Origin of the sequence: Haliscomenobacter sp. (genome assembly GCF_041740695.1) — a bacterium.
GTDB lineage: Bacteria > Bacteroidota > Bacteroidia > Chitinophagales > Saprospiraceae > Haliscomenobacter.
Genome location: NZ_JBGSLK010000046.1, coordinates 1 through 21,209, shown reverse-complemented (window position 1 = coordinate 21,209; position 21,209 = coordinate 1). Strand labels below are relative to the sequence as shown.

Annotated in this window: 16 protein-coding genes and 2 pseudogenes; 4 read left to right on the top strand and 14 right to left on the bottom strand. The window is 43.9% G+C overall.

All coding sequences use genetic code 11. The annotated features are described in order from the left end of the window. Positions 1–38: 38 nt before the first annotated feature. The gene (locus tag ACEW9O_RS10305; RefSeq protein WP_373550076.1) at positions 39–1,136 is read left to right on the top strand and encodes a glycoside hydrolase family 130 protein; all 1,098 of its coding nucleotides are present in this window, start codon (positions 39–41) and stop codon (positions 1,134–1,136) included. A 3-nt stretch (positions 1,137–1,139) separates the two neighbouring features. Here ACEW9O_RS10305 and ACEW9O_RS10300 read toward each other — a convergent pair whose 3' ends face one another. The 6 genes from ACEW9O_RS10300 to ACEW9O_RS10275 form a co-directional block, all read right to left on the bottom strand. Further along, complete coding sequence (locus ACEW9O_RS10300; protein ID WP_373550075.1) at positions 1,140–1,556, bottom strand: PH domain-containing protein; 417 nt, start codon at positions 1,554–1,556, stop codon at positions 1,140–1,142. Between the two features lie 268 nt (positions 1,557–1,824). Continuing rightward, positions 1,825–2,388, bottom strand: a complete 564-nt coding sequence (locus ACEW9O_RS10295) for a dihydrofolate reductase family protein (RefSeq protein ID WP_373550074.1) — start codon at positions 2,386–2,388, stop codon at positions 1,825–1,827. A 145-nt stretch (positions 2,389–2,533) separates the two neighbouring features. Next, positions 2,534–3,559, bottom strand: coding sequence for an NmrA family NAD(P)-binding protein (locus tag ACEW9O_RS10290; RefSeq protein WP_373550073.1), 1,026 nt, complete (start codon positions 3,557–3,559; stop codon positions 2,534–2,536). An 80-nt stretch (positions 3,560–3,639) separates the two neighbouring features. Then, positions 3,640–4,227 carry a Crp/Fnr family transcriptional regulator gene (locus tag ACEW9O_RS10285; protein WP_373550072.1) on the bottom strand — a complete coding sequence of 196 codons (588 nt, stop codon included), beginning with the start codon at positions 4,225–4,227 and terminating at the stop codon, positions 3,640–3,642. 91 nt (positions 4,228–4,318) lie between these two features. Further along, complete coding sequence (locus tag ACEW9O_RS10280; RefSeq protein WP_373550071.1) at positions 4,319–5,512, bottom strand: DUF763 domain-containing protein; 1,194 nt, start codon at positions 5,510–5,512, stop codon at positions 4,319–4,321. Then, positions 5,509–6,099 (bottom strand): DNA-3-methyladenine glycosylase, encoded by a 591-nt coding sequence (locus tag ACEW9O_RS10275; RefSeq protein WP_373550070.1) that lies wholly within the window; start codon positions 6,097–6,099, stop codon positions 5,509–5,511. Before ACEW9O_RS10275 ends, ACEW9O_RS10280 begins: the two co-directional genes overlap by 4 nt. Positions 6,100–6,490: 391 nt before the next feature. Here ACEW9O_RS10275 and ACEW9O_RS10270 point away from each other — a divergent pair, with 391 nt between their 5' ends. Further along, complete coding sequence (locus ACEW9O_RS10270) at positions 6,491–6,700, top strand: hypothetical protein (protein WP_373550069.1); 210 nt, start codon at positions 6,491–6,493, stop codon at positions 6,698–6,700. Between the two features lie 192 nt (positions 6,701–6,892). On the opposite strand, the gene ACEW9O_RS10265 is transcribed toward ACEW9O_RS10270, so the two are convergent. The 4 genes from ACEW9O_RS10265 to ACEW9O_RS10250 are packed head-to-tail and all read right to left on the bottom strand — an operon-like array spanning position 6,893 to position 11,563. Then, complete coding sequence (locus tag ACEW9O_RS10265) at positions 6,893–8,101, bottom strand: family 1 glycosylhydrolase (protein ID WP_373550068.1); 1,209 nt, start codon at positions 8,099–8,101, stop codon at positions 6,893–6,895. 9 nt (positions 8,102–8,110) lie between these two features. Beyond that, positions 8,111–9,268: an amine oxidase gene (locus ACEW9O_RS10260; RefSeq protein WP_373550067.1), complete on the bottom strand. Its 1,158-nt coding sequence runs from the start codon at positions 9,266–9,268 to the stop codon at positions 8,111–8,113. Then, a complete protein-coding gene (gene glf, locus ACEW9O_RS10255) occupies positions 9,265–10,434 on the bottom strand; it encodes a UDP-galactopyranose mutase (protein WP_373550066.1) in 1,170 nt (389 codons plus the stop codon). Before glf ends, ACEW9O_RS10260 begins: the two co-directional genes overlap by 4 nt. Then, on the bottom strand, positions 10,427–11,563 hold the full coding sequence (locus tag ACEW9O_RS10250; protein WP_373550065.1) for a glycosyltransferase family 1 protein: 1,137 nt from the start codon (positions 11,561–11,563) through the stop codon (positions 10,427–10,429). Before ACEW9O_RS10250 ends, glf begins: the two co-directional genes overlap by 8 nt. Positions 11,564–11,960: 397 nt before the next feature. On the opposite strand from ACEW9O_RS10250, the pseudogene ACEW9O_RS10245 reads away from it, so the two are divergent. Both ACEW9O_RS10245 and ACEW9O_RS10240 read left to right on the top strand, forming a co-directional pair. Next, a pseudogene (locus ACEW9O_RS10245) lies at positions 11,961–12,359 on the top strand (DUF4142 domain-containing protein); the annotation flags it as partial. A gap of 156 nt (positions 12,360–12,515) precedes the next feature. Then, positions 12,516–14,144 (top strand): hypothetical protein, encoded by a 1,629-nt coding sequence (locus ACEW9O_RS10240; RefSeq protein WP_373550064.1) that lies wholly within the window; start codon positions 12,516–12,518, stop codon positions 14,142–14,144. Positions 14,145–14,214: 70 nt separating this feature from the next. Here the strand turns inward: ACEW9O_RS10240 and ACEW9O_RS10235 are convergent, their stop codons facing one another. The 4 genes and pseudogenes from ACEW9O_RS10235 to ACEW9O_RS10220 form a co-directional block, all read right to left on the bottom strand. Further along, positions 14,215–16,884 (bottom strand): TonB-dependent receptor domain-containing protein, encoded by a 2,670-nt coding sequence (locus ACEW9O_RS10235; RefSeq protein ID WP_373550063.1) that lies wholly within the window; start codon positions 16,882–16,884, stop codon positions 14,215–14,217. 82 nt (positions 16,885–16,966) lie between these two features. Then, positions 16,967–19,432 (bottom strand): TonB-dependent receptor domain-containing protein, encoded by a 2,466-nt coding sequence (locus tag ACEW9O_RS10230; RefSeq protein ID WP_373550062.1) that lies wholly within the window; start codon positions 19,430–19,432, stop codon positions 16,967–16,969. 499 nt (positions 19,433–19,931) lie between these two features. Then, positions 19,932–20,756 (bottom strand): glucosaminidase domain-containing protein, encoded by an 825-nt coding sequence (locus ACEW9O_RS10225; protein ID WP_373550061.1) that lies wholly within the window; start codon positions 20,754–20,756, stop codon positions 19,932–19,934. A 259-nt stretch (positions 20,757–21,015) separates the two neighbouring features. Then, positions 21,016–21,209: pseudogene (locus ACEW9O_RS10220) on the bottom strand (RNA-binding protein); the annotation flags it as partial.

The following is a 21,209-nucleotide window of genomic DNA, read 5'->3' as shown; positions in this document are numbered from 1 at the left end:
CAAGCTTATGCCTACATTCGTTGCAAAACCTATTCAACATGCGCAAGTTCGGCCTTTTTCTACTCATTGCCCTACAGTTTTCGGCCTGTGCTGTCCAAAAGATGCACAACGGTCTGGAAAAGTTGTCTTTTTACAAACCTGCTGAAAATCCCATATTAAAGGCCGATTCCAGTTTTACTTTTTTTGACCCCGTCAAAAAACAAACCGTGCGTTGGCAAAGGGCGGATGTGTTCAATCCCGGCGCCATTGTCAAAGATGGCAAGGTGTTTTTGTTGTACCGTTGCGAAGACAATCCCGCTGCGCATTTGGGTGGGCGCACTTCACGCCTGGGTTTGGCGGAGAGTACGGATGGCATCCATTTCACCAAACACCCCAAGCCAGTTTTGTATCCCGACAACGATGCCCAAAACCAATACGATTTCCCCGGTGGTTGTGAAGATCCGCGCCTGGCCCAAACTGAGGATGGGCAGTATGTAGTGGCCTATACCGCCTGGAATTATAAAACGCCTCGTTTGTGCATCGCTTTTTCCAAAGACCTGGAAACCTGGGAAAAGAAAGGCCCCGCCTTTGCCAAAGCTTACAACGGCAAATTCCTGGACATGGCCTGCAAATCGGGCTCTATGATCACCAAAATGGTCAAGGGCAAACAAGTATTGGCCAAAATCGACGGCAAGTATTGGATGTATTGGGGCGAGTTGTTTGTCAACCTGGCCTGGTCGGATAACCTTTACGATTGGTATCCCGCCGTGGACGAAAAAACGGAACTCAAGGCCGTCATCCGCACCCGCCCGGGTATGTTTGACAGCAGCCTGACCGAGTGTGGGCCGCCGGCCATCATCATCAATAACGAAATCAACCTCTTTTACAATGGCCGCAACAGCACCGACGAGAAGGCGGATCCCAAACTGCCCAAGGGTACTTACTCGGTAGGCCGGGTCACTTTTGACGCCAGCAACCCCGAAAAAATGCTGCGCCGCCTGGACGAGCCTTTCCTCAAGCCGAGTTTGCCTCACGAGGTGAGTGGGCAATACCAGGCTGGGACAACCTTTGCCGAAGGGCTGGTTTATTTTAAAGGGAAGTGGTGGTTGTATTATGGGACAGCGGATTCGTTTGTGGGGGTGGCGGTGTCTGAGTAGATTTTATCTTTTTTTGTACTGGATACTGATCTCGGGATTGATCTGGAGGAGATGATCCAAAAAAGCTTGTTTGTCCCGTGGGGAAATGAGCACGCTGTTGTGTGCAGGGTAACGGATTTCCAAACGATCCAGTGAAATAGCTGGAGAACTGAGCAGGTTGTTGGTTTCGGAAACTTTGGTAATGGTACGGATATCAATGGTCGAATGGTACAAAAAACCGGATTTGACTGTCAATTGATGGCCTTCTATGGTATAATTGGTGTTTAAAAACAGGTGCAGGATAAAGGCCAAAACCGCCAAAATGATCAATAATCCGGGCCAGGACTTGGATGTGACCATGAGGGTACTCGTGCTCAAGAGAATGAAGAGGATGGGGAGCAGGAGTTCGAGACCGATTTTGGAAGGGTAGATTGTGGACATTTCGTCAAGCAGTTTGGATGATTTTTCCCACTTTCTTCAATGATTTTATTGATCTTGAAGCGTGACCTATTTTGAAAAAGGGAGGCAAATTTCAAATAGTCGCCGATGGTCGACCAAAGCCCCCACTGCCTGATTCAAATTCCAAACCGCTGGGGCGCTCTTTGAATGCCATTTTTAAGGGAACGGTTTCAAGGATTAGCAAATTGCCCGATTCGTCGTAACCAACATTTGAGGCACATCTGCTTTTTTTGTGGTTTGGAACTTCAAATTAGTCCTTGTTCAATTGGTAGCGAAGCACCGACACGCCACATTCATATGGTGTCGCACTGATTAAAAAAAGTTTTTGGCGCTGGTCGAGCAGGTCAAAAATTCTCATTCCTTTGTTGATCATGACGGGAATTACAAGGAAGTAAAATTCATCAATGTGTCCGCCAGCAATCAGGGACGAAACAAACCCAGCACCGCCGTAAACCAAAATGTCTTTGCCGTTTTGGTTTTTCAGTTTTGCCATTTCGGCTGCCAGATCTCCTTTGGCAAGGGAGGTATTTTTGCCGAATGGTTTGTCCAGTGTTTTGGTGAAAATAATTTTTGGAATGTTTACCATTTTCTGGGCGAAACTAACTTTGGGGCTGTCGGGCGCAAATCCTTCAAAATGAGGGATGAAGTTCTCGGCCATTTTTCTGCCGAGCAGCAGGGTGTCCGAACTATCGGGTAGTTCATCGATGAGCTGCCAAAGCTTTTCATCTGACTTTAGGTCCCAGTCTTCTTCACCATTTGGTCCTGCAACGTATCCGTCGACGGAGATGCGCATTTGTAATTTTAACTTTCTCATTTTCTGTTTTTGTGAAACACAAAAATAGTTTTCTTTTTTGTGGCTAAAGTCGGCGAATGCGACGTTGTGAGGGGCATTTGCGACAAGTAGTGCGGTCTTTTATGCCTGCCCATTACACCAAAGCGCTTTTATTTACTGGCATTCTTCATTGGTTAATTTGAGTTCTTTCTTTTTTGGATGGCACTTTGGTAAATGGCATTATGTTGAATTTTATGGCTGTTTTTAGCCAGGATAAAAGTGTTCGTTGTCTAAAAGATGAGTTATCAAAATATTGTCTGGTAATGGTTTCAAAGTCTTCAGGTTCTCTGCCAGTCAGTTCTTTCACTACGTTAGTAGGCTCAATATCAAATCTATTCATTTGCATTTGTCGATTGTAAAACGTGGATTGCACAATGGCAAACTTGTCAAAACCAAAATCCATTCCAGTCATTATTCCTGCTTTAAAAAACAACCAGTCAGGAATGTCTATCTTGGTTACTTTGAGGCCACGCACTTTGGAGAAAATTGCCGCCATTTCTGCTGGGGAAATTGATTTATTCCCGGTAGGAAAAAGTTTTTGTCCAAAGTAGGGTTCCGGCTTTTTGAGCAACGAAACAATACAACGACTCATATCCTCAATTGAAATCCAAGGGTTTTTGCCTTTGCCAAATGGATTAGGCATTAAGCCCAATTGTAAAACATATTCAGCAATCACAAAGGCATTGTCGGCAAAATATCCAGGTGCAAAAAGTACCACATTGAGTCCCGAACTCGTAAACAAGTCATAGGACTTTCTCACATCAGTTGTCAGTGCACTTCCCGTGTCAGCAAATTCTGCAATACGTTGCCCCATAAAAACAACAGCGTTGATATTGGCTTCTTTGGCGGCTTCAATAAATAGGGCAACATCCTTTGCCATTCCTGATGTATAGGGATAGCAATAATAGACATTGTCGATACCGGTTAATGCTCGTTTTAGTTGTTGTTTATCACTAAAACTGCCCAAGGCAATCTCCGCACCGAGTTTTTCTAGCTCGAGTGCTTTTGCATTTCTTGACCGTACATAAATTCTAACAGCATAACCTTCTTGCAAAAGTTGTACTGTACTTGCATAGCCCGTTTTGCCGGTGGCTAATGTGATTAATATTGTCGGCTTCATACCAGTGGACACCGAAAAAGGGATATTTTCCATTTGCATTGAAATTTTGTTAATGCAAAGGACGGGCGTTCATCTCCAAATCGGTACGACAAATGGCGTAAAATGAGATGGGCTTACTTTTTTGTAGCGTTTTGTCTGATTCTATTTAGGGTTCGCTCACTTATGCCGAGGTAAGAGGCAATGTGACTAAGGTGAGCATATTGGAAAACATCATTATTGGTTTCAATCAATTTGAGATAACGTTCTTCTGCACTTTGGTTGATCATCGCAAGTGTTCGTTGCTTGTAGGCTACAAATTCGTCCACTATCATTTGTCTGCCAAACTCTCTAAATGCTGCTACAGAATGAAATAGCTTGTTCAGTTTTTCAAAGTTGGTTGAATAGACTGTACAATCTGTCATGGCTTGAATGTGCTCGCTGGAAGGCCGTTTTAGGAAAAATGAAGCGGCATCAAAAACGACTCGGTTTTGCGAATAAAAATAAGTAGTGACTTCATTTCCATCTGTGTCAAACGTAAATACCCTTAAAAATCCTTTGGCCAAAAAATAGTAACCACTAATTTTTCCCTCTTTTAGAAGATATTCGTCCTTGTGAAGATTTTTTTCTTCAAACTGTTCCGCAATGAGTAGAAGCGATTGCTCGTCAATGGGAACATTTGGAACGTTGGTCTTTATGAAGTTTATCAATACTGATTCGTCCATTGTGGTGTTGGTCTATTCGTGGTGTGTCGGTTGGTGGTTGCCGATAAGGTACCGCTGTATTTTTTGCTGGCTTTGGTGATTTTTCATTTTGTCACAATTGTGATTCGTTCTGTTCTTCCGAGTAACCATCAATTGTCCGCCCACCATATTTCCAAGCATCGTCTTTTTCTTTTTGCAAGAGGGCTTCAAAATTGTCATTTGGCGTAAAATTCTCTTCCGCTTGTTGAGCCAGTTGGGTTAATTTTTTGATGGCGGTTTGTTTGTCACTGTCCCCTAATTTCGCTTTTTCTACCGAAATTTTAAGTGTTTCGATGGTTTCATCGTACACTTTGGTTGGAACAGGAAAGGGACGACCACTTTTACCACCATGAGCAAACGCAAACCTTGCCGGATCTGTAAATCTGGAAGGCGTGCCGTGGATTACTTCGCTGACCAGCGTTAGTGATTGTAAAGTTCGAGGCCCCAGTCCTTTGAGCAACAGTAAGTCTTCAAAATTTTGGGTTTCGCTTTCTTGTGCCAACCACAAAATGCTACCAAGTCGCTTCAAATCAACGTCTTTTGCTTTTATGTCGTGGTGTGACGGCATGGTTAAATGCTTGATTTCTTCCAGCATTTTTTCGGGGGCTTCTTTGGCGATGGCGAGTATTGCCGACTGGGTGGGTTGGGCTTGTTTGTGTACCAAGTTTAAAATTTCACCCTGAAAATCGCCACAAATTGCCGTGTGGGGTTCTTCCACAAAGGACTGTATGCTCGCTGAATTCCAATGATATCGCCTGGCTTTTGCGGTTTCCGTTTGCATTCCTTGCTGTATCACCGACCAATCCGCATTGTCGCTTACTACAAAATAGTGCATGTACACTTGAAATCCATCTTGAATGGCGGTGCTATCCACTTTGGCTGTAAGTCTGCTGTATTTGGCAAGTTCATTTCCATTTATTCCCGTTTTATCGCCAACTGCAAGCAATTCATTGGGGGTCTGCAAAGAATCTTTTCCTTTGCCTCCACAAACATAAATTCCTAAGGCTTTGGAATGAGGATTTAGCGATTTTTTCAAGACACTCATCACGGCGGTGGTCACTCCTGATGAGTTCCAATCCATACCAATGACTGAGCCGAAACTTTGGAACCAAAAGGGGTCAGAAAGCCTTTTCAAAAATTCTTGTTTGCCGTATTCCAAAAGGATGGATTCTACAATAGGCAGGCTCAATTTGGTCATTCTTTCAAATAACCAGTAGGGAATGCTTCCCCCCATTAATGCCAAATCTGCTGACCCTGAACGTTTCATAGGCTTTTTTGGTATTGTTTCCAGGCTAACAAATAGAGCACTGCTAGTGATTTTTGATTTCCCCAGTTTTCAGCAATTTCCATCATTTGAGCCTTCAATTTTGCTTTGGGGTCTAATTTATACAGTGAAACCATTATTTGTTTGAGGTGAAAATCATCGTAAGGGAAAATATTTGGTCGTTGCAGTGTGTACAATAAAATCATGTCAATCGTCCAATTTCCGATTCCCTTTACGGTAGACAAAGTTGAAACGACTTCATCGTCCTGTAACAGTTGCCAATCCATTTTGTTTGCTTCCCAAAGCGCTAAAACACCAACTATTGTTTCATATTTTCCGGCAGCTAATTTTATGTTGCCCAAAGCCCGTTCCTCAAATTGATAAAAATTAGCTGGACTAAGTCTTTCTAGTTTAGCTGAATTAAGCATTTTCTGGAATACTTTTTTTGTGCTTCTGTAATGAATTTGTTGTTCTAAAACACAACTCATCAGATCGTGAAAAACATCGTTGGTTGTCGCTATTTGTGGTTGAGGAACTTGAAGAATGATCTTTTCAAGAATTGGGTCAGACTTTAATATATGCCCCGTCATATTATTTTATTTGATTGAATTTATGGTTATACGTATCTTTTGGGCGTTGCAGCTACGCTACTGCGGCTTTGCGAAGTTCTGAAAAAAATGGAGCAAACGGAGATTTTTTTTCGGGGATTTTGCAAAACCGTAGGTGCATGAAGGGCGATTGGAGGAAGAACTTTGTGTAAAGGTTTGGCCTTAAATCTTACGAAGTGTTACACGATTTTGAAAAATAATTACATAATTTACAGATTAAATTTACTTAATCTTGTAACATAAACCAATAATTGTGTAACATCTTTGATAGCTAATTGCCTTAATTTTGTACCCGTAAGTAGGTGTACCGCCCTGCGTGGGGTATACTTACATTGGTACAAAGTTTCCTCCATTCAAATTTAAATTCCCAAAAATGAAAAATTTCAAACTAGGATTGAAAAGAAAAGCTTTAAATAAAGACGTACAAAGGAAAGATGCTGTAAATGCGTCTGTCCAGCCTTCTAAAGAGGTGCCTTCAATAAACAATAAAGCGCAAGTAAATGCGGATCGTATTGACGCTCATGATTTATTTTCCCATTATACTGCTGATATCATAAAAGAAGAAACCGTTTTCTTCAGGTAATCAATAGACTTTATAAACAGAAGCTCACTTGGGGCGATAAAAAAATAAGTGTTCATTTTGCCAAAAGATTAGATAAGTAAACGGTTCATTTCAAGTGTCTTATCTAATCCTTTGGCTCAAGAAAAATGAACATTTATTTTTGCCCCACTACGTAGCCACAACGGGGTCTTTTTGAGCTTCTGTTCATGAAGTCTAATGGTGCTGAAATAGAAGTCCATAACTTTCTTCCAAGAGAATGTCTTTCCATTCTTTTATCAAATGTTTATAGGCTACGCCCACTGGCATGATGTTTCGATCTAAGTCGTACAAACCCAGTTCATTGATGTTTCCTGCATCATTTCTCAGTGCAGAATCCCAATCAACCTGGTGTAGCAAACTATACCAGGTAAAGCCGATAATCGGCACTCCATCTTGCTTAAGCCGGTGCAGGTTGGCCCACTGTTTTAACAGCCACTCTTTACACGCGGGCATTCTTATGTTTGTTTCGGTATGCATGATGGGCAATTTGTACCGGTTGTAATACTGATTGGTTAAAACATAGTACCCAAATATCTCTCCTGCTGCTTGTGTATGCCCATCGGGGTGTACAAGGTGTTCATTGGTTACATAATAATCATTGCCCATTATGCATTTTGCTTTTACCTGATTTTGTACAAACCAATTGTATTCGTTTTTAGTCATTCCATTTTGCAGCAAGTATTCATACATGTTAACATTGAGGGGAAAGCCATACGTAAGGTCAAGTGACAGAAATCTCTTTTGGTTTAAAAAACGGGAAAGTGGTAATACGCTTGGTTCGGTAGCATGAAAATATTCGGTGGATTCACTTTGGATAAACGTTGCTTCTGGTTGTATTTTTAAAATGGCATGCATGGCCATGACATTTGCTTTTGACAGATTTTTCAATGCGGTTACAAAAGCTACATCAGAACTTAGCCTTTCGTTCCACCAGCCGTATTGTGCAGAAAACATGGCAGCTATAAATATTTCATTGATCGGTGTATAAAACTGCAGATAAGGAAACCGGGTGGCAAAGGCTGATGCATACTCAGCAAAATAATGAGGGAACTCAGGATTTTGAAAATCCCCTAGCCAATCAGGCAGCCCGAAATGACAGAGGTCGACCAATGGGGTGATGCCCATTTCCTCTAGCCGGTTAAACGTAACATCTGTAAAAGACCAGTCATATGTATCAGGTGCTATGTGTGTTTTGTAGTAGGGTGGGCCATAGCGCAAAAATTCTATCCCCATTTCCTTTACCAAATCAAAATCTTTTTCCCAATGGAGGTAATGACCTGTCTTCTCCATTTCATCTACCCGCTTGGTAGTACCATCTGGCAACAAAATATTGGGATAACTATTTTCGATTCCAGTGGCAAACATGAATTTGCTTCCGTGCATGTTGTGATTTTATAAAAAGGAGTATTTATTCAAGCTGCTTTGTGCCTCCAACAGTGCTTCTGCACTGGGTACATGCAAAGCTCTTACTGGCGAATCTTTGGTGTACACATCATCCCAAATTCCTGCATAATGCCAATCATGCAAATAATCCCAATCGGGCCTATTGACCATCGGATACCAACAAATGCCCCAAAAAGGAAGCTCTGCTAGTAAAAGTTTTTGTGATTCGGCGGTAATCATTTTAATCCACAGTGGCCGGTCTTCTTTTGGATGGCTTGTTTCGGTTAGTACAAATGGGCGATTGTATTTTTTGAAAGCGGAAACAAGCAAATGATGCAAAGGAATAAATTTGGGATTTAGCTCGCCTATTTTCCAATCCAAAAATTCATGTGGTGCTGCTGTCCATTGATTGTTGTAATAAAAATTATACCCCAGGATATCAAGGTAATCTGGGCTTCCTCCTAATTCAGGGCACATCCTGCCACACAAAATTTCGGTCACCTGAAATTGAGCTTCATGCAATGCTGCCGCGGTTTCAATTTCTTCAGTTGTTGCGGCATTACAGGGCACAATATTGATTAGTGGTTCAGTAGTTAAAATACGTACGGATGGGTCAACAGCTTTTAGGGCATCAATTCCCTTGATGTACGCTTTCATCAAATTGTACTTCACCTCCCAGCCCTGGTTGGTGCAGTAAGGTGAGGTGCCCTTTGCATCCCCTCCTAGCCAGGATAAAAAGCTTACTTCATTGATTGGCGTAACAATTAAAATGGACGTAGCATCAATGCTTCTATAAAATTGTACAAATGCAGTACACAATGCAACAAACCGACTGGTGAAGTGGGGATGCAGTGGAGTTAAATCATCTGGGTAGCCAAAATGGCATAAATCCCAAACTTGCTGTATGTTGTTGGCCTGGCCACTTTGTATCATCGTACCGACCACAGACCAGTCGTATTGATAAGGTTTTGTTTCTACCTTGCTCCATCTTATTCCTTCACGTACGGTAGAAATTTTAAATGGAGAAAGGTTTTTATAATCGGTATCAATTAAATGAAGGTGGCCAGTATTGTTGATCAGGTCAACCCTTGAACCAAAAGCATTTAAGTGGTCGGCACACTCATAACCAGCCATCCAAAAAGAATGAAATGGATTGGTATTGTTCATTGTTTTTGGATATTCGGAACCAACTGTACTGTGCCATTTGATGATTTGTTGGGTTCCTGCTTGATATGGAGCTGTTCCGCCTGCATTATTTTTTTAAACAAGGTTAGAGATTGAGCGATTACCTGGTCCATATTGTAATATTTGTAAGTCCCCAGCCGTCCAGTGAAAAACGTATTGGGTTCTAATGCTGCCAGCGCTTTATACTGGTTGTATGTCTCCGTATTTTCTTTACGTGGTATGGGGTAGTAGGGGTCACCCTCGGCAGTTGGGTATTCAAACACGATAGAGGTTTTATCATGCTTTTGCCCGGTTAGGTGTTTAAATTCCGTGATACGGGTATACGCCTGGCTCATTGGGTAATTGACTGTTCCGGTTGGCTGGTAGTTTTCACTGTCAATGGTTTGGCTTTTAAAATTGATGGAGCGGTAAGGAAGTTTTCCGAAACAAAAATCAAAATAAGCGTCAATAGGCCCGGAATAAATTAAAGTTTTAAATTTGATTTCACCAACCACGTCTTTATAATCCGTGTTGAGCATTATATTGATATTGGGATGATCCAATAAGCGGTGAAACATATTGGTGTAACCATGCAGGGGCATTGCCTGATAACTATCCGTAAAATACCGGTTGTCTTTATTGGTTCGGGTAGGTACCCTTGCCGTGACTGAAGCATCCAGTTCAGATGGGTCTAGCGCCCATTGTTTAACTGTATAATGTTTAAAAAATTTCTCGTACAGTTCTCTACCTACAGCATTTACCACCACATCTTCTGAGGTGAGTATCTGGTCTTTTTTTTCTGCTTTTGAATTAAAAAAGTCCTGTACTTGGAGCTGAGAAAGATTCAATCCATACAAGGCATTGACGGTATTTTGGTTGATGGGTATGGGTACCAACTGCCCATCCACACTTGCCAATACGTGGTGTTCATAAGGCCGCCATTCCGTAAAGTTGCTGAGGTAATCGAAAACATCTTTGCTGTTGGTATGAAAAATATGAGGCCCGTATTTATGTACCAAAATACCATCGCTGTTGTAATAATCAAAAGTGTTCCCGCCGATGTGATTTCTCTTGTCAATCAATAAAATCTTTTTATTGGCTTTTGATGCCAATCGCTCTGCCAGTACTGATCCTGCCAGTCCTGCCCCTACGATCAAATAATCATACATATTGATTGATTTTGTCGGTTAGTAAATTTTGATTCGGCTCAATTTCATTTTGCATCAATTCATGCATCCTTTCCCAGGTGGCATCCCATGAGATGGTACTGAGGTATTCATCAACCTTGCCCAGCCATTCCATCTTGTCGCTTATGCTTAATTCTGATGTGGCCATTTGTACCAAATCTTCTGCATTTTGTACAATGTGCACTAAGCCCAACTCATGATAAGGATGGATTACATCGGTAATGGCGGTAGAAATTACCGGCTTTCCCCCGGCAAGGTATTCCGGTGTTTTGGTCGGGCTGATGTACCGGGTAGATTCATTGATGGCGAAAGGAATCAATGCAATATCCCAGCCACTTAGGTAGGATGGCAACTCCTCATAAGTTTTAGGACCGAGATAATGGATGTTTTTATTTTGAGGCAATGTGGCTACATCAATTTTTATAACGGGCCCTACCATAACAAAATGCCAGTCAGGTTTTGCATCCGCGGCCTGCTTGATTAACTCAATGTCAAACCGTTCATCGATTACCCCATAGAACCCTAAACGGGGATGGGGTATAGCTGACTGGTCTGCCACCTCCTCATTGATGTCTCTGGCTGCTTTAAAATGGGCTTTATCAATGCTGCTGGGGAAAGAATGAATGTTGTGGTGCTGCGACTTTTTTGCCTTGTACAAGTTGTTGCCACCGGTAAAAACGATGTTCGCTTTTTTGAACAATAGTTGTTCCAATAATTTTAGCTCAGGTGGTGCAAATTTAAAAGCACTCAACTCATCCATACAATCGTATACGGTAGCTAAGGGATTAAAATGAGCGGTATAGGCAAGTGCCATTGGTGTGTAATACCAGAAAATGTAGGATTGTATGGAATGCTCTTTGAAAAGATTTTTTAGAATAAGTTCCTTTCTTTTTGTTTCATTTTGTACTCCATTAACGCGATTGCACAAGTGGGGCACAATGACTTTGACGTTTTCATTGGTAGCATTGATGGAGTAGCCATCTTCTTCGGTACTGTGGACAAACTCTTCTATATAATAAACAGTGTATTCTTTCGTAAAGCGGCTTATCAAATGCTGTGGACGCTGGTAAACAAACTTCCAGGGCAAATGGGAAAAACAAACAAGTTGCATAGGGATTTTTTTTTCAATCATCATCGTTCATAATTTTTTTTAGCGGTTGTGTAACCTGAAAGCTTCTACCATCCAGTTGTTGCATGGTACACCGCAAAAATATTGTTGTTAGCCCAATAAAGCGTTACATGCTAACTGAGAAGAGTTACATGATTCACAGATTAATTTTGAAAGAAAAATATGCCATAGGGTTTCCTGGCTTTCATAATTACGCAGCAACACATTGAGCATTTCATATAACAAATGGGGCAAATGTACGTTCCCTTAAGCTAACGCGAGACATTCTGGATGGGACCACAACTGCTCAAGAAGCAAGGATGGCTTTTGACCAAGAGATGGCCAGAGATGCTATGAATGGTACCTACACAAAAGGAACCCAAACACCTCTGTAAACCAACACGAAATCGATGCAGCTGCAGCTGCAAAAAGTAAGGAACTCAGTGCGCGGGTATCGGAGTATGCCATGATGCTGAGTAAGCACCACAGCAGCAATTTGGAAAAAACATTGGCACTGGGCGACAGCATCAACATTGAACCCGAAGAGACCGAAAGAATCAAGGAGTTCAAGAAAAAAGGCAACGAAGAACTGGCCAAACTGGCTGCAATGGAGGGCCAAGGATTTGAAGCAGCTTATCTTGATGCGATGATCAAAGGCCACACGGATACGCTAGTATGGATCGACACTAAGTTGACTGCTTTTGCCAAAAGTGAGGCGCTGAAAGCACACCTTGATGAGACCCGTATGCAAATAGCCATGCACCTTGAAGAGGCTAAAAAACTGAGAGACAATCGATAGTCGTTAAGAACTTGAAATAGCTCCAACTCACCCAGGCAGGGCCAAGAGATAGCATTTTCCTGATTTCCGGAAAGTACGTATTCTCAGATTGCGCTCCTGGGTGAGTTTTTTTTGTGTTTTTCTATTGCGTTGCACTATCTTGCGTTTACAAACAACATGCAGACCCTTGTTGCCATGAAAAAAACGCCCTTCGAACCCATTCTTTTCACGTTCCTCCTGCTTCTTGCCCTCCTCCCCATTTGGTCAGTCGCCTTTTTTGTCACTGGCGATGGTCCTTGCCATTTGTACAATTCCAAAATTCTACTCGATTGGTACCGAGGTGAAGCGCTGGATTTTTACAAACCCTTTTATTTTCTCAATCCCAATCTGGATCCCAATTGGCTAACCAATTTGATGCAAGTACCGCTGCTGATGCTTTTTCCTGCTCCGGTAGCCGAAAAGCTATTTTTCAGTTTGTACATTTTGCTCTTCGCAGGCGGCTTTCGATTTTTATGTCGACAGATCAATCCTGATGCTGTTTTTTTGAGTGGTCTGGGTATTTTATTCGCCTGGAATCACATTGTCATGATGGGCTTTTTAAACAATGCACTGAGTCTGGCGCTGTGGTTTTGGGTGCTGGGGTATTGGTGGAAGGTGCGGGCCTCCAGAAATGTTTTTGCCTTATTTGGCTTGGCCCTTTTACTTTTTGCCTTGTATTTGGCGCACCCCATTGGTCTGTTTTTTGCTGGATTGAGCATCCTGGCGATGTTGTTGGGGCAGTTTTTTTACCAACGACAACAAAGTAACTGGAAAACTGGCTTGAAAAATCTGTTGTTGCAAGGCGGCAAGGTGTTCTTGCTGAGCCTCCCTGGGCTGATTCTTTTTGCCCAATTTATCCTCAAACGGGAGTGGCGACCTGAAACGGGGCCGAGTTGGGTCAACATCCTGGATAATCTGGTTCGGCTCACTGCTTTGATCAACCTGAGTCGCGCCGAAAACGCAGTGGCAGCCGCCGCAAGTATTTTTTGTATTCTCCTGTTTGCGCTGGCCATCCGTTTGCGCTGGCGCGAGCGGCGCTACTTGGAAAGTGATGGTTTATTGATTTTTGTGGCCATCAGTTTTGGGGTGATTTTGTTTCCCCCTTCTGGCCTGATGGGCGGCCTGGAAATTCCTCTGCGGATGGTGATGATCCCTTTTATTGCCCTATTGCTTTGGATGACTACTGTGAAATTCCCTACCTGGTTAAAACAAACTTGTGTGGGATTTGGTCTGCTGGCTACCTTAGCTTTTTTGTGGGTGCGGCTGCCTATCCACCGGGCAGCGTCGGAGTATGCGGAAGAGGTGTATTCCCTGCGCTACCAAATCCCTGACCAGTCGCGCCTATTGGTGTTGAATTACGATTGGACTGGGCATACGCCAAAGGGGAAAGCCATAGCGGATAAAATTTGGTTGTTTAACCACATCGATTGTTACCTCGGCGCACAAAGCAGCCTGGTTATCTCCGACAATTACGAGGCCAATTTTTGGTATTTCCCCACCGTTGCCCATTGGGAAACCAACATGTACACCCAAACGGATAAGGACGGCATCAATTTTGATCATCGGCCACCTCGTGCAGATATACTCAGTTACCAGCGACGTACGCAGGGGCAAGAGATTGATTATGTGTTGTTATTGAGTCCGCAAGAGGAGCGCGAAAACCATCCATACACTGCGGAAATCCAGGCGCAGCTTCAGGAAGCGTATACTAAAGTCTCTACAACGGAGCATGGAAGAGCGGTGCTATATAAAAAAAGTGAAAAGTGAAAAGTGAAAAATATACCAAACGGTGAAATCCAAATGGTGTACCTGCTTTTCACTTTTCACTTTTCACTCCTTAAAATCCACTACTCTCTCCGCCATCTTTCAAATCATCATTCTTGATTTTGGAGTTGCGTGTTTTAGGCGGCTTGTTGAAGTCCAGTTTACCAAAACGGTAGCTGAAGGACAGGCCATAGGAGCGTTGCGCAAAGGAGTAGGAACTCGTTTGGCGGAAAGAAGCACTTTCCAATCGAGTGGGGAAAGTAACATCCCGTTTGAAAGGTTGGATCGCCACGATGCCAATGCTGCCTTTTTTCTTCCAAATCTCTTTGCGAATGCCAAAAGTGCTGCGTGTATAGGCAGAACGCACACCTTGGATACCTACCCGTGGGGAGAGGTAAAAACCGTTGGCTTCAAAACGCAAGGTTTTTGATAGCGTCCAGTTCACATTAAGGTTGCCGTTCCAGACAACGCCGGAGTTGCTAACCCGTTCGCCGCCCAGGATGCCTTCGCCCGTGTAGTGCGAAACGGTCGCCCCGCCACGGAGTTGTACTTTTTTGATGGTTACCGAGGAAAAGACATTAAAGCCGATCGTTGTACTTTTCCCAATGTTTTGATAGGTGGTGATGCTGATGCCATCGTCGATTTGCCCCAGGAAGGGTTTGATGCTATTGATCAATGCAGCCTGTTCAGCCGGGATGTTGTCGGCATCGTTGATGACGATGGTGAAAGGTTCGATGATGGCATTGGTAAAGCGAGTAAAAATACCCGCGTTGATGACCGCCCCACCTTTTAGGAAAGTATTGTAATTCAATTCCAGTTGGTCGGTTTGTTCGGGGAACAAAAGCGGCGTTCCAACCGTAATGTCCCGTGGGTCAGTCAGCTCAATGTAGGGATTCACAAAACGCAAACTGGGGCGTTGGATGCGGTTGGCGTAACTCAACTTCACCGAAGAGCCTGGTTTTTTCAGGTTGTAGTTCAAGATGACGCTCGGCAAAAAGTTGTCGTAATCCGAGCTAAAGGGAACCCTTTCCTCATTCCGGTAATTGCCCGCAATATCGGTCCGCTCATACCGGGTGCCCGCAATGATGCCCCATTTTTCACCCAATTTGATGTTGAAAGAAGCATACGCAGCCAATACATTTTGATCGTACAAGAAGAGGTCGGAGCGTTGTAGATCTTTCACGTATTGCTGGCTGCTTTGATCCAAAGCACTGTAGGAAAAGTCGCTATCGATGTCGCGCATTACCCCTTTTAAGCCAGTTTCCAGCTTTACTTTTTTGCTAAAAGGATGGGCATAATCCAATTGGAGGGTGGACTCTAGATTAATACCCCGGTTGTCGTTTTTTTCATCGCGCAACAAACTGGCGTCGTTGCCGGATTGGCTCAAACTGTTTTTGGTGAAACTGTTTTGGCCAGTCAATTGAAAGGAAAAAACCAATTCCTGTTCCGGCGTTTTAAAAGTACGGCGGTAGTCGGAGTTCCAGTCAAAACCTCCCCGCAGGGAATTGGCATCAGATACCCGGGTGTATTCCTGGCGGAAACCAGTAGCGGGATCGAGAAACAATGCGTCGGTGGTATTGTCCTGAATCTGGCCAAAACCATTAAACGTCAACGAGGAATTGATGCTGTTGTAGGCATTGAATTCGTAATTCATGCCCAAGGTACCACGCGGACCGTAATAACTGCTGTTGCCATTGGTTTCTTGCTCCAGAGTACGGGTTCCAGTACTCAGGAAATCCTCACGCAGAAAGGTGGAGTTAGAAGGACGTGGTGGGGTGTAAAAACTTCCCCCGGTGAAATTCAAGCCGAAGCGACCTCTTTGGTAATTCAAGGAAAGGTTGGCGTTGTTGGAGCGAGTCCCTCCCGATGCAGAGATGGTTCCCGTAAAGCCCTCCGCCGATTTCTTCTTGGTGATGATGTTGATGATCCCCGCACTGCCTTCGCCGTCGTATTTGGCTGATGGATTGGTGATCACTTCCACACTTTTGATCTGATCTGCCGGGATGGATTTTAAGGCATCACCGACGTTGCCGCCCGAAAAAAGAGCCGAAGGTTTGCCATTGATCAGGATTTGTACATTGCTGGATCCACGCAAGGAAAGGCTCCCATCGCCATCCACCGCGAGTAAGGGTACGCGCTGGAGCACATCCGAAGCATCGCCAACACTGGTGGTGATGTCCTTGTCGGCGTTGTACACAAACTTGTCAATTTTGTTTTCCATCACCGCCTGCTGGCCTACTACTTCCACTGTGGCCAGGTTGACACTCTCCGCTGCCAGCATGAAGTTTCCAGCGTTGTAGTCGGGCTTTTGCGGCGTCAGGGTAATGCCTTTGATGCTCTTGTTGCGGTAACCGATGAAGGAAAAAACCAAATCGTATTTCCCTAGAGTGACCTCGGGGAATTTGAAAGATCCTTTTTCATCAGTAACAACCCCATCAATTTGTTTTTGCGTTTGAGCATTGATGAGTACCACCGTAGCAAATTCAACGGGTTGCCGGGAGCTGGAATCGAGCAAAATACCCGAAATACGCCCAGTAATTCCAGCGCTTTGATTCTGCCAGGCACCGGCCGGGCCAGTCCCAGGAGGCATTTTCCCTTGTGGAGCAGTCGCATTGGGGTTTGCGCCAGGCCAGGATTGGTTGGGCTTTTTGGTGGTGTCTTGAGCAGGTTTAGCTGCAGGCTGTTGGGCGTACGACAAAGTAGCACCAACGATAAAAAGTAGAGTAAAAATGGACTTTTTCATTCTTGAATCCGTGTAAATACGGTTTAGTAAACAATTGGTTCAATTTGAATAATTCGACTTAGTGAAAAGAATGTCTAAGGCATTAGAATCCTTCACCGTTATTGTAGCGCTGGTCATCACCACGTTCTCCTTCTCGGCGCTCTTTGAAGTCCAGTTTGCCAAAGCGGTAACTAAAGCTGATCCCGTAAGAACGTTGAGCAATCGCGTTTTGGCTGAACTGCTCAAAATTGGCCCCAGTTAAGCGGTTGGGGAATTTCAAATATTTGGCAAAAGGTTGAACGGCTACGATACCAATCGAAGCCTTCTTTTTCCAAATGTCTTTGCGTACTGCAAAAGAACTTCGGGAATAGGCTGACCGGGAGCCCTGCAAACTCACCCTTGGTGCAGAGTAAAATCCATTTACTTCGGCACGAAGGGTTTTGGAAAAAGTATAACTCAGGTTCAAGTTTCCATTCCAATAGGCACCTGAGTTGGTCAGGCGCACGCCATTCACAACCCCTTCTCCACTGTAATGAATGACCGTCGCATTTCCTCTTAGTTGGAGCTTGTCCTTTAACGTAACCGAGGCAAAAAGGTTGCCACCAAAGGTAGCGCTTTTGCCAATGTTTTGGTAAGAAGTCAAACTCACTCCATCATCGATGATGCTCAGGATGGGCTCAATGATGTCGTTGGTGGCCCGGTAAAAGGTACCAATGTTCATGTTGAACGCTTTGGCGGATTTATTGAAGGTCAGTTCGTATTGATTGGTTATTTCAGGGAGGAGTAAGGGGTTTCCAACCGTAATGTCGCGGGGGTCACTCACGGCGACGTAAGGATTAACAAAGTCTTCATCCGGGCGTTGGATGCGTTGTCCATAGCTGAATTTGATGCCACTCAATTCGGTGAGCTTGTAATTCAAGGTTGCGCTGGGCAATATATTTCCATAGCTGGAGGAGAAAGGTTGACGCTCAGCGTTATCATAATCGCCACTGATGCTGGTACCTTCGTAACGAGCACCAGCTAAAAGGCCCCACCGTTCGGATAATTCCACATTGAATGAGGCGTACCCGGCAAAAACATCTTGGAGGTAATCGAACTGATCTGAGCGCAATTCATCGAGGATGAAGGTTTGGGTATTTGCATCGAAATTGCGGTAATTGAAATCGCTAGTGATGATGCGGAAAACCCCTTTCACCCCGGTTTCAAATTTTACTTTTTCACCAAAGGGATGGGTATAATCCAATTGGACCAGGGTTTCACCATTGCGGGAGCGATTGCCATTGCTTTCATTGCGGAACAGCGTGGAATCATTTCCGGATTGCTGCACCAGGTTTTCCACCCGATCCTTGTCATTTTCCAACTGAACGGCAAAAGTCAGTTCTTTTCCAGGTTTGACAAAAGTTCGGCGGTAATCAAAACTCCAATCCAGGCCATTGCTTCGGCTGTCCCCAAATGATTCCCGGGTGTATTCCTGGCGGAGGTTAGCTGCTGGATCGATAAACAAGGCGTCCGTAAAATTAGTGCTTTCTCTACCCCTGCCTCCAAAATTGACATTGGAGGAAATACGGTTGTAGGCGTTGAGGTCGTAACTGAGTTCGAGGTTGCCTCGTCCACCAAAGTTTTTACCATCTCCCTCCCCATTCTGAGTCAGTACTCGTTCACCTGTTGCTAGGAAATCCCTGCGTACAAATTCACTGATGGATGGCCGGGAAGGATTACTCCGGAATCCACCACTGAAACTGAGACCAAAGCGGCCTTTGGCATAGTTGAGCCCCAGGTTGCCATTGTTGGAACGGGTACCTACAGATGCCGAAACATTTCCCGTGAATCCCTGGGGTGCTTTTTTGCGTGTAATGATGTTGATGATGCCCGCGCTGCCCTCTCCATCATAACGCGCCGATGGGCTGGTGATGACTTCAATACTTTTAATTTGCTCAGCAGGAATAGATTTTAGTGCTTCGGCTACACCTCCTGAAAAAATGGCCGAAGGCCGTCCGTTGATCAAAATTTGAATGTTGCTAGAGCCACGCAAACTGACCGCGCCGTTGACATCCACCGAAAGCATAGGAACCCGGGACAATACATCGGAGGCATCCCCACCAGCTGTGGACACATCCTTTTCGGCATTGTACACCAGTTTGTCAATCTTGTTTTCAACGATAGCAGTCTGGCCCACAATTTCCACACCTTCCAACACATAACTATCCGGGTTAAGGTAAATGGTATTGGTATTGAAGTCCGGCTTCTCCGGACTCAATGTGATGTTTAAAAGTGTCTTACTTTTGTATCCAATGAATGAAAAGACCAATTGGTATTTCCCCAATCCTATCTCGCTGAATTTGAATTCTCCTTTTTCATCAGTAGTCAAACCATCGACCTGATTTTGAGATTGAGCATCGACCAACATTACCGTAGCAAACTCCACGGGCTGACGACTTGAAGAATCAATTAAAACACCAGCAATTTTACCCTTTATAGAGGGTTTGCCTTCTGGTTTATCGCTGGGGTTTTGCGAAAATGTGAAGCAAGAATAAAAGGTTGCGATCAGGAAAAGGATAGAATATTTCATGTTTACAGTTTGATGGACATTAAGGGTGCAAAATTACATTGCTTTATTGCCCAGTAAACCTGTTTAATCGCAGATGAAGTAGAAGTGTTGGATAAAAATGGAAAAAAATGCCCGATAGCAGGAGAGAGTCGACGAAAGGAATTTAAGCGTTGGTATTTTATGGATCAAAATCAAGAAGCCAAGACCAAATCGCTTTTCAATAAAAAAGGGCCGTCCTCAGTCGGTACGGCCCATCATTCATGAGAAAACCACTTAGATATAAGGAAAGCAAGATAGGAAAGACTAGGTGTGGAGCTTGTTTGAATAATCTTCAACAGCTTTAAAAAGGTTGAAACAAATCATTCGGCACTATTCTTAATCATCAAGCTCATAGTTCTGCACCCATAGGGGCGATAAAAAAATAAATTGTTCATTTTGCCAAAGGATTAGATAAGTAAACGTTTTACTTCAAGTGTCTTATCTAATCCTTTGGCAAAATGAACAATTTATTTTTGCCCCACTACATGGCATCCAACTTATTCAATTGATAATGTTCGATGATTTGGGTAAGGTGTTGAGCGTAATCATCCATGGGGTTATAGTTCATTTTCCCCAAAGCTTTGGCCCAACGTTTGTAATTGGTTCCATATTTAAACAATTCAGGATGTTCATTGCGCAGATAAAGGCTATGCGCCCTCCAACTTTCCCATGCTGTAGCTACGGGTGTGTTGCGTAAAGGAATGCCAAAATGATTGTTGCTTACTACAGCATCGTTGAGGGTACCTGCTTGGCTCTCTAACAGGGCTTGTGCCATTTTGATGCTCGCTGGCACTCCATACAGTTGCATTTCGGTTACGGCTACTTTGCGGAAACGTTTGATGTAGGCATCAATTTGTGCTTCCTGCGGATTTGATGTTCGTGTCGACTCCGTACTGCTTGGTTTTGTCGGCAGTGCAATCGATTGAGCCATTCCGAATTGAGTTACTCCGGTCTGATCGCTATTTAGTGCGGATCGCCCGATCAACCAAGAGGGTAGTTTTAGGTTCAGGGTGAAGCGCAGGTCTTCTTTAAAGACCAGAAACATGGCCACCGCCAGAATACCAAGTTTAAAATAAGGTACCCGTGGTTTTTCAAACAAATTGTGCTTGATCGAGTGCACCAAATATTTTCCGGCAACATAAAGCTTGCCGATGCCCATCCAGGTTTGACGAACGAGGTCAATCAAATTTGGATAATTGTCTTCAGGATTGTTGTGGTTTGCAATTCCAGCAGAGGGGCGTCCATTACGGCGCGGCCCGCTTTCATTGGATTGGTTGGTGTAGTATCTTGGTTGTGATGCGCCCATGATGGTTGTTTTTTTAAGCGAGTAAAACATTCAACAGTTGTTGAGTAGGTAACCCTCTCTGCACCTGCTGGCAACACAACAAAGATAAAATTAAAAGTTTTAAAAAACAAATGATTTTAAAATTTTTTAAACAAAAATATTTCCAACAACTTTAAAGCTCAATTTTTGAGCGGTTTATAATTTCTTAAAACAAAATACGGGCACCTCTTATACCAGAGGTGCCCGCATTTTTTATCCTTACACGAGTAGTGTTGATCGATTAATACCGATCGTCGTCTTCTTTGTAACGGTCATTGGTGCCGTAGTCATTGCTTTTGTTGTCACGGTAACCGCCGCCGCCGAAACTGCCGCCGCCGTAGCTACCGCCACTGCCGCCTTTGTCCCGGTAACCGCCACCGTCACGACCACCACCGTAGCCGCCGTCACGACCACCGCCGTAACCACCGCCACCGC